The following is a 7,542-nucleotide window of genomic DNA, read 5'->3' on the forward strand; positions in this document are numbered from 1 at the left end:
CGCACCTTGGACTGGCCGATGGTGAAGCCGTGCAGCTCCGTGGGCGGGCGCATCTTGACGATGGTGAAGCCGCCCTTCTCCATCTCGATGTAGTCGAGCATGCGCCCCGAGACGAGGTGGGCGGCGCGCTGACCGGCGTCGAACTCGGGGTAGACCACGTGGTGGGCCCCGATGCGCCGCAGGATGCGGCCGTGAGCTCGGGAGATGGCCTTGGCCCAGATCTGGGGGGTCTCCAGGTCCACGAGGTTGCCGGTGATGAGGACGGAGGCCTCCAGGGAGGTCGCCACCCCCACGACCGCCGTGCCGAACTCGGTGGCGCCCAGCTGCTCGAGGGCCTCCACGTCCGTGGCGTCGGCCTCCACCAGCGGGATACGACCGGTCCACTGGCGCACGATTGCGGGATTGGCCTCCACGGCCAGCACCTCGCGCCCCAGCCGGTCCAGGGTGGCGGCAACAGCGGAGCCGAAGCGTCCCAGCCCGATGACGAGCGTGGAGTCGGTGCGCGAGGGTGGGGCGGGCATGGGCTCTCCTGAGGTCGGCCGCGGGATGATGCCCCTACGCTACCGTGTGCGGCGACGGCGGATACTCAGGCCGATCCCGCAGGCCACCAGGGTCGCCCCGGCCCCGGCCAGGATCCAGGCCATCATCGTGAAGCCGCCGGCGTAGGCGTCGATCTGCGCCCGGTCGATGAGCTGGGTCCTGAGTGCCTCGATGATCTGCTTGCCCGCGGGCGACTGCGGCAGGGCCTGGGCCTGCTTCATCGCCTCCATGGCGGCCGCCTTGACCTCCTCGGAGTGCTCGGCCATGTAGTCCTCGGCGTGCTGGGTGGCGTAGGAGGTCATGAGCGCGACCCCGAAGGAACCGCCGATCTGCTGGGCGGCGCTCAGGATCGCCGAGGCCAGTCCGGTCCGTTTCGCATCCACCCCGCGCGTGCCGGAGTTGAAGGTGACCGGCATCGTCAGCCCCAGTCCGATCCCGAAGACGATGAGGCCGGGCAGCGCCACCTGCGAGTAGGAGGACTGCGTCGTCATACGCGAGAAGATGAGGAAGGAGCCGGTCAGTATCGCCAGCCCCAGCGGCAGGGTGCCGCGTGCCCCGAGCCTGGGCACGATGACGCGCCCGGCCGAGATGGCGGTGATGATCAGTGCGCCGACCATGGGCAGGAAGATGAGGCCGCTCTTGAAGGGCGAGTAGCCGAAGTGGTTCTGCATGTAGTAGGTCAGGTAGATGATCGCCCCCATCTGGCCGGCGCCGGCGATGAACTGCGTGGCGTAGGAGGCCGCCCGCACCGGTAGTGCCATCATCGACAGGGGCAGCACCGGACGATTCGCGAAGCGCTCGCGGACCACGAACAGCACTGCGGCGACGGCGCCGAGAGCCAGCCAGCTGACGGTCGACGTCGAGGTCCAGGAGATCTGCTGGGCCCGGTCGAGCCCGTAGACGGCGCTGAAGCAGGCCCCACATCCCAGGACCAGGCCGGTCAGGTCGTCAGTGATGCGTGAGCCGCGGTCGCGCTGGTCGGCCGGCGGCAGGCTGCGCTGCCCGATGAGAAGAGCGGCAGCGGCCAGGAGGATGTTGATGTAGAGCGCCCAGCGCCAGCTGAGCCAGTCGGTCAGGGCCCCACCGACGAGTAGTCCGATGGCCGCGGCCAGTCCGGCAGTGGCACCGAAGATCGCGAAAACCCGCTCTCGCTCGGTGCGCTCGGTGAAGGTGACATTGAGCAGTGACTGAGAGGCGGGGGCCAGCAGGGCACCGAAGCAGCCCTGGGCCACGCGGGCCACCAGCAGGATGGGGAAGGAAGTCGCCATCCCGGCTGCGAGGCTGGCGACCCCGAAGCCGATCAGACCCACCTGGTATGAGCGGCGGATGCCCACCACGGCGCAGAGTCTTCCCCCGAAGAGCACCAGGCCGCCGAAGGCCAGGCTGTAGCCGGTGACCGTCCAGGGGCTCTGGGATGCGGTCATTCCCAGGTCGTCCTGCATACGTGGCAGGGCGATGGCGATGATCGTCAGGTCCAGGAGGATCATCAGCTGGGTGAGGATGGCGCTGACCATGACCACGCGGCGATTGGGCTGCCGTGTAGTCGGGACGGTCGTCTCCTCCTGTGTCTCCTGTACCGGCTCGGACTGCTCCTTGAGGGCGGATGCCACTGAGGGTGTCATCGCAAACCTCCATGTCAAAATGTTCGTTTTCGTTTGTGCTCGAAAGTCTAGAAGTCTCTTGGAGGCTAGTCAACAACGATCGTTTCGATTTGAGGTGCTCGGAGTCGCTTATCCTGAGTTCATGCCACGAGTGACCGCCGCCCACCAGGAGCGCCAAAGGGACCGGATTCTGCAGGCCGCCGAGAACTGCTTCGCCCGCAGTGGCTTCCAGGCCACTTCCATGGATGAGGTCATCGCAACGGCCGGGATGTCGTCATCGACCGTGTACCGCTACTTTCCCGAGGGCAAGCGCTCTCTCGTGCGCGAGGTCCTGACTCGGCGGATGGGGCTACTCGTCGAGCGGATCAAGCAACTCGCCGAGTCCGAGGAGCTGCCTGACATCGAGCAGGGATTCATTGAGGCGCTCGTCCTGCTCAACTACGAGCGCGGCGACATCGAGCAGCACGCTGTCGAGGCCGCCTCCACCTCGCGGCCGGCCTCCGTTCGGCGAGACGAGGTCCGTCAGGATGCCGACGACGTCGGACTGAGCGCCTGGGCGCCACTGGCCTACCACTCCTGGGGCGAGTTGACCCGTGATCCCGAGATGCGCGTCATGGTCCAGGAGCACTATCACGACATCCGCAGCGGTCTCATCCGCCTGTGCCGCAACGGGCAGAGGGGTGGAACGATCTCCGCTCGCCTGAGCCCCGAGCAGTTGGCCTCCCTGATCCAGGGCATGTCCCTCGGCCTCATCGTCGAGCAGCTCATCACCGGCCGCGCGGATGTGAGCAGTGCGGCCGCGACCCTCGGACACCTGCTCGCCCCGGACGGGCTGGAACCCGAGGGGACCTGATCGTCCTCGCTGGTGTCTGCGGGCCGCTGGGTGAGCGAGTGTGGAATCGGCCGGCAGGCGCTAGCCGATCATCGGGCTGGCCTCGGGCATTCGAATGACGCGGCGACGCTCGCGCAGGGCCAGGGCGCTGGCCGCCGTCATCGTGCCCACACGGCCGATGAACATGAGTGCCACGATGACGTACTTGGCTCCCACCGGGAGCGTCGGCGTGATGCCCGTGGACAGGCCCACGGTTGCGAAGGCGCTGATGACCTCGAACAGGATGCGGTCCAGGGACAGGTCCGTCATCTGCAGGAGCAGGAGCGTGGCGATGCCGACGATGCTCGCGCCGATGAAGGCCACCGCCACGCTCAGGCGCACGATCGAGGGCGTGATCCGCCGCCCGAAGGCCTCGATGTCCTGGTCACCACGGGCCTCGGCGAAGATCGCCAGGATCAGGACCGAGAAGGTGGAGACCTTGATGCCTCCGGCCGTCGAGGCCGAGCCGCCACCGACGAACATGAGGGCGTCCTGGAGGAACCAGGTGGCCTCGTGCATGTGTTCGGGCGGGATCGTGGACAGGCCCGAGGAGCGGGCGTTGACACCGTTGATGAGGGCGGTCAGGATCTTCCCGCTCGTGGGCAGTGCCCCGTAGGTGAGTGGGTTGCTCCACTCGAAGGTCGCGATGGCCACGGACGAGGTGATGGTCAGGGCCAGGTAGGTCGTCAGAGTCAGCTTGGTGTGAAGGCTCCAGGAGCGCGGGCCGCGTCGCCTGCCCACGATGTCCAGGATGACCGGGAAACCGACCGCGCCCATGAAGGTCCCCAGGATGATTGGCAGGCCGATCCCCCAGTCGGTGGCGTAGGCGCCCAGGCTTTCGGGCATGATGACGAAGCCCGCATTGTTGAAGATGGACAGCGCCATGAAGGCCGCGTACCACAATGCGTGCCCCAGGTCGAGGCCGTGGCCGAGGAAGCGGGGCAGCAGCATGAGGGTGAGGGCGAGCTCGCAACCGGCGGCCGTGTAGATGACGGCGCGTAGGAGACGGCCGACGTCACCCAGGCGCGACTGGTTCTCCGAGGCCGCCAGCATCCGCTGAGTCAGACCCACGTGCCGCGATACCGCCAGGGATAGCAGTGAGGCCAGAGTCATCACGCCCAGACCGCCCACGGCGGCGGCCATGATGATGACGACGTGCCCGAAGGCGGACCAGTAGGTGGCGATGTCGACTGTGCTCAGGCCTGTGACGCACACCGCCGAGGTCGCGGTGAACAGGGCGTCGAGGAAGTTGGCGCGCTCCCCGCTCGTTGTGGCGATGGGCAGGCTGAGGAGAAACGTGACCACAATAATGATGGCCGCGAAGACGATGACGGCGAGCCTGGCGGGGTAGAAACGGGCTGCACGTGCGATCTGGCTGAGTGGCTCGATGTGCCTGAGCAGGCGACGCAGCCTGTTCGGTTCCGGGGTCGGCGGGGGGAGCGTGATGGGTGGCTCTTCGGTGTCGTCGGCCCCGCGCTTCTTGCGTCGCTTCCACGGGCGGCCGACGACGCCCACGAGCGGAGCGCGCCAGTGGGCCTGGCGGCGCCTGCCGGCACGGAGTCCGCTGCCGGGGGCGCTGTGAGGGCCGCTGCAGGGACCGCTCTGGCGGTCGGGTTCGTCCGCGGTATCTGTGTGGGGCACGGTTGCCATTGTGGTCCTGACGCAGCGGCTTCGTCACATCCGCGGATGTCGGGAGCCGGTGTCCTCGAGGTGCGTACGGCTACTGGGGTGGAGAAGCGCTGGTGGTGTCTCAAACTGATAACTGAGGTTGTGACAGCGAAAACTGATGTCTCAGTGTGAGATGCGACGCGTGTGGCAATTGGGGTCTGAGAAATCCTGTGCGCCGACTGATGCGGGGATATATTGGCAGGTGTTCCTGCCCCGACGGGGCCACCCGCGACGAACGGACCTGAAGCTCATGGCACCGGGCCTTCCCACATCCCCCAGCGCCTCCGGCGCCCCCTCCTTCCTCACTGTTGCCGAGGTGGCGGCGATGCTGCGCGTGTCCAAGATGACTGTCTACCGGATGGTGCACTCCGGCGATCTGCCCGCGATGCAGGTGGGGCGTTCCTTCCGCGTCCCCGAGCGCGCTGTTCACGAGTACCTGGCCGCTGGGCTGGGTGACTGGGGCCACGACGCGTCGGAGGCGTCAGGGTCCTAGGACCCGCTAGACTCGGGCGGTCACCTGCGTGGTCGGCCGCTGAGCCTCACGCGCCGACCAACCGCCCCATGGCACACCCTCGCCGGCCCGCCTCGGCCCGTAGAGAGGGCGCTGCGGGCACTACGAAGCGAACTGCGAGGAGATCTCATGGGATCCGTCATCAAGAAGCGCCGCAAGCGCATGGCCAAGAAGAAGCACCGCAAGCTGCTTCGCAAGACACGCCATCAGCGCCGCAACAAGAAGTAAGGCGAGCGGCTCGTGCGCGCTTCGGGGCTCCGTACGCACCGCCGGTGTGAGCGGGGCCCTGCTTGTTGCTGCTGAGCTTGCCCTGATGAGGAAGAGTGGAGGACTTCGTTGACCAGCGCCCACGATGACCGCGTCCCCGCTGAGACGTTGATCAAGACGTCGCCGGCCGCCTCGTCCGGGCCTCAGACGGTGGACGGCGACTGCACCGTCCCACTGAGCGCAGACGTCGATGCCTCCGCTTGGCCCGAACCTGTTCAGGCCCTGGCGCACGCGCCCGGGGCCGGTGCCCGGCCGACCAGCCTGACCGAGTTGACCACCCTGCGTGTGGGAGGCCCCGTGGGCAGCTACGTCGAGGCCTCCACCCAAAGTGAACTGACTGAGGCGATCCGCGAGGCCGATGCTTCCGGCACCCCTGTCCTCGTCATCGGTGGCGGCTCCAACATCATGGCCTCCGACGCCGGTTTCGACGGTCTCGTCATCCGCGATGTCCGCGCCGAGGTCTCTCTCGTCTCGGACTCGGTGTGCGGCGGCGTCGAGGTCACGGCCACCGCCGGCACCACCTGGGACGACCTCGTGCGCGAGGCCATTGCGCGCCAGTGGGCGGGGTTCGCGCCGCTGTCCGGGATTCCCGGCACGGTCGGGGCCGCCCCGGTGCAGAACATCGGGGCCTACGGCGCTGAGGTCGCCGAGCTCATCGCCAGCGTGCGGGCCTGGGACCGTCTGCACAACCGGGTGGTGTGGCTGGCCCTGGCGGAGCTGGGACTGGCCTACCGCGACTCCCGTCTCAAGCAGTCACTCACCGACGCGGAGGTCGGCGGTGGGCGCCTGTGGGGGCCGACCGGGCGCTGGGTGGTCCTGGACGCCACCTTCGCCGTGCGTCAGGGCTCCTTGTCCTCCCGGGTCGCCTACTCCCAGCTGGCCGGCGTCCTCGGCGTCGAGCTGGGTGAGCGCGTGCCCGAGCGCGAGCTGCGCGAGGCGGTCCTCGAGCTGCGCCGCTCCAAGGGAATGGTCCTGGACGATGCCGACCATGACACATGGTCGGCCGGCTCCTTCTTCACCAACCCGATCCTGACCATGGCCGAGGCCGAGTGTCTGCCCGAGGACGCACCTCGCTACCCGGTCACCGACCACTCCCAGGTGGTACTCGGCACCAAGGAGGCCCCCGTCGTCGAGGGTCTGGTCAAGACCAGCGCCGCCTGGCTCATCGACCACGCCGGCTTCACCAAGGGCTTCACGGTGGAGGCAGAGGCGCCGGCCGGAGTGTCCACCAAGCACGTCCTGGCCCTGACCAACCGGGGTGGCGCCACCGGGGCGGACCTGGTGCGCCTGCGCGACGCGATCGTGACCGGAGTCCGCGAGCGCTACGGCGTCACTCTCGTGCCCGAGCCCGTCCAGGTCGGCTTCTCGATGCTCTAGTCATCTGAGTCCGGGGGTGGTGTCCCTCGGGGCATCGGCCTCGGGGTCGTCAGTTCCGGATACCCGGTCGGGCATTGCCAGCCAGGCATCCACCTCGGCCAGCCAGGTCCGCTTGGACGTCGGTGAGGCCAGGGAAGCGCGGATCGACCCGCGGGCCAGCTCGGCCAGCTCGGCATCGTCACAACCCAGGGCACGGGCGATCTCATACTGGTTGACGAGCCGGGACTGGAAGAGCAATGGATCGTCGGCACTCAGGGCGATCTGTGCGCCGTGGCTCATGAGTGTGCGCAGGGGTACCTCAGCCGGGCTGCGGTAGACGCCCAGGCTCACGTTGGATGCGGGGCAGACCTCGAGGCTGATGCCGGAAGCGACGATCGCGTCCAGCAGTGCGGGGTCCTCGCCGGCGCGCACTCCGTGGCCCAGGCGGGTCGGACCGAGCGCTGAGACCACCGTGCGCAGGTGGTCGGGCCCCAGGAGCTCGCCGCCGTGAGGCATGGAGGCGAGGCCGCCCCGGCGGGCGATGGCGAAGGCCCGTTCCCAGGAGGAGGTCCGCCCGGCGCGCTCGTCGTTGGACAGGCCGAAGCCGACTACCTGGCCGGGCTGGTCTCCGGCGTAGCGCACCGCCAGGCGTGCGAGCGTGCGGGCGTCCAGCGGGTGGCGCATCCGGGAGGCCGCCACGATGACGGCCACCTCCACGCCGGTCAGGG

8 protein-coding genes are annotated in these 7,542 nt (G+C 68.4%); 4 read left to right on the forward strand and 4 right to left on the reverse strand.

The window, feature by feature from the left end:
* Positions 1-521: TrkA family potassium uptake protein (locus RWR81_RS11530; RefSeq protein WP_314457889.1), on the reverse strand; the 521-nt coding region annotated here is incomplete at its 3' end.
* Between the two features lie 39 nt (positions 522-560).
* Complete coding sequence (locus RWR81_RS11535) at positions 561-2,162, reverse strand: MFS transporter (protein ID WP_314457890.1); 1,602 nt, start codon at positions 2,160-2,162, stop codon at positions 561-563.
* A gap of 121 nt (positions 2,163-2,283) precedes the next feature.
* Between RWR81_RS11535 and RWR81_RS11540 the strand changes: the two genes are divergently transcribed.
* A complete protein-coding gene (locus RWR81_RS11540) occupies positions 2,284-2,994 on the forward strand; it encodes a TetR/AcrR family transcriptional regulator (RefSeq protein ID WP_314457891.1) in 711 nt (236 codons plus the stop codon).
* A 60-nt stretch (positions 2,995-3,054) separates the two neighbouring features.
* On the opposite strand, the gene RWR81_RS11545 is transcribed toward RWR81_RS11540, so the two are convergent.
* A complete protein-coding gene (locus RWR81_RS11545) occupies positions 3,055-4,662 on the reverse strand; it encodes a potassium transporter TrkG (RefSeq protein WP_314457892.1) in 1,608 nt (535 codons plus the stop codon).
* Positions 4,663-4,930: 268 nt separating this feature from the next.
* Here RWR81_RS11545 and RWR81_RS11550 point away from each other — a divergent pair, with 268 nt between their 5' ends.
* The 3 genes from RWR81_RS11550 (at position 4,931) to RWR81_RS11560 (ending at position 6,835) form a co-directional block, all read left to right on the forward strand.
* Positions 4,931-5,173 carry a helix-turn-helix domain-containing protein gene (locus RWR81_RS11550; protein ID WP_003784138.1) on the forward strand — a complete coding sequence of 81 codons (243 nt, stop codon included), beginning with the start codon at positions 4,931-4,933 and terminating at the stop codon, positions 5,171-5,173.
* Between the two features lie 147 nt (positions 5,174-5,320).
* On the forward strand, positions 5,321-5,419 hold the full coding sequence (locus RWR81_RS11555; protein ID WP_003792170.1) for a 30S ribosomal protein bS22: 99 nt from the start codon (positions 5,321-5,323) through the stop codon (positions 5,417-5,419).
* Between the two features lie 108 nt (positions 5,420-5,527).
* Complete coding sequence (locus tag RWR81_RS11560) at positions 5,528-6,835, forward strand: UDP-N-acetylmuramate dehydrogenase (RefSeq protein ID WP_399498434.1); 1,308 nt, start codon at positions 5,528-5,530, stop codon at positions 6,833-6,835.
* Here the strand turns inward: RWR81_RS11560 and RWR81_RS11565 are convergent.
* Positions 6,836-7,542, reverse strand: a 707-nt coding sequence (locus tag RWR81_RS11565) for an adenosine deaminase (protein WP_399498435.1), incomplete at its 5' end; no start/stop codon positions are given. It lies immediately after the preceding gene.

This window comes from uncultured Actinomyces sp. (assembly GCF_963526355.1).
Lineage (GTDB): Bacteria > Actinomycetota > Actinomycetes > Actinomycetales > Actinomycetaceae > Actinomyces.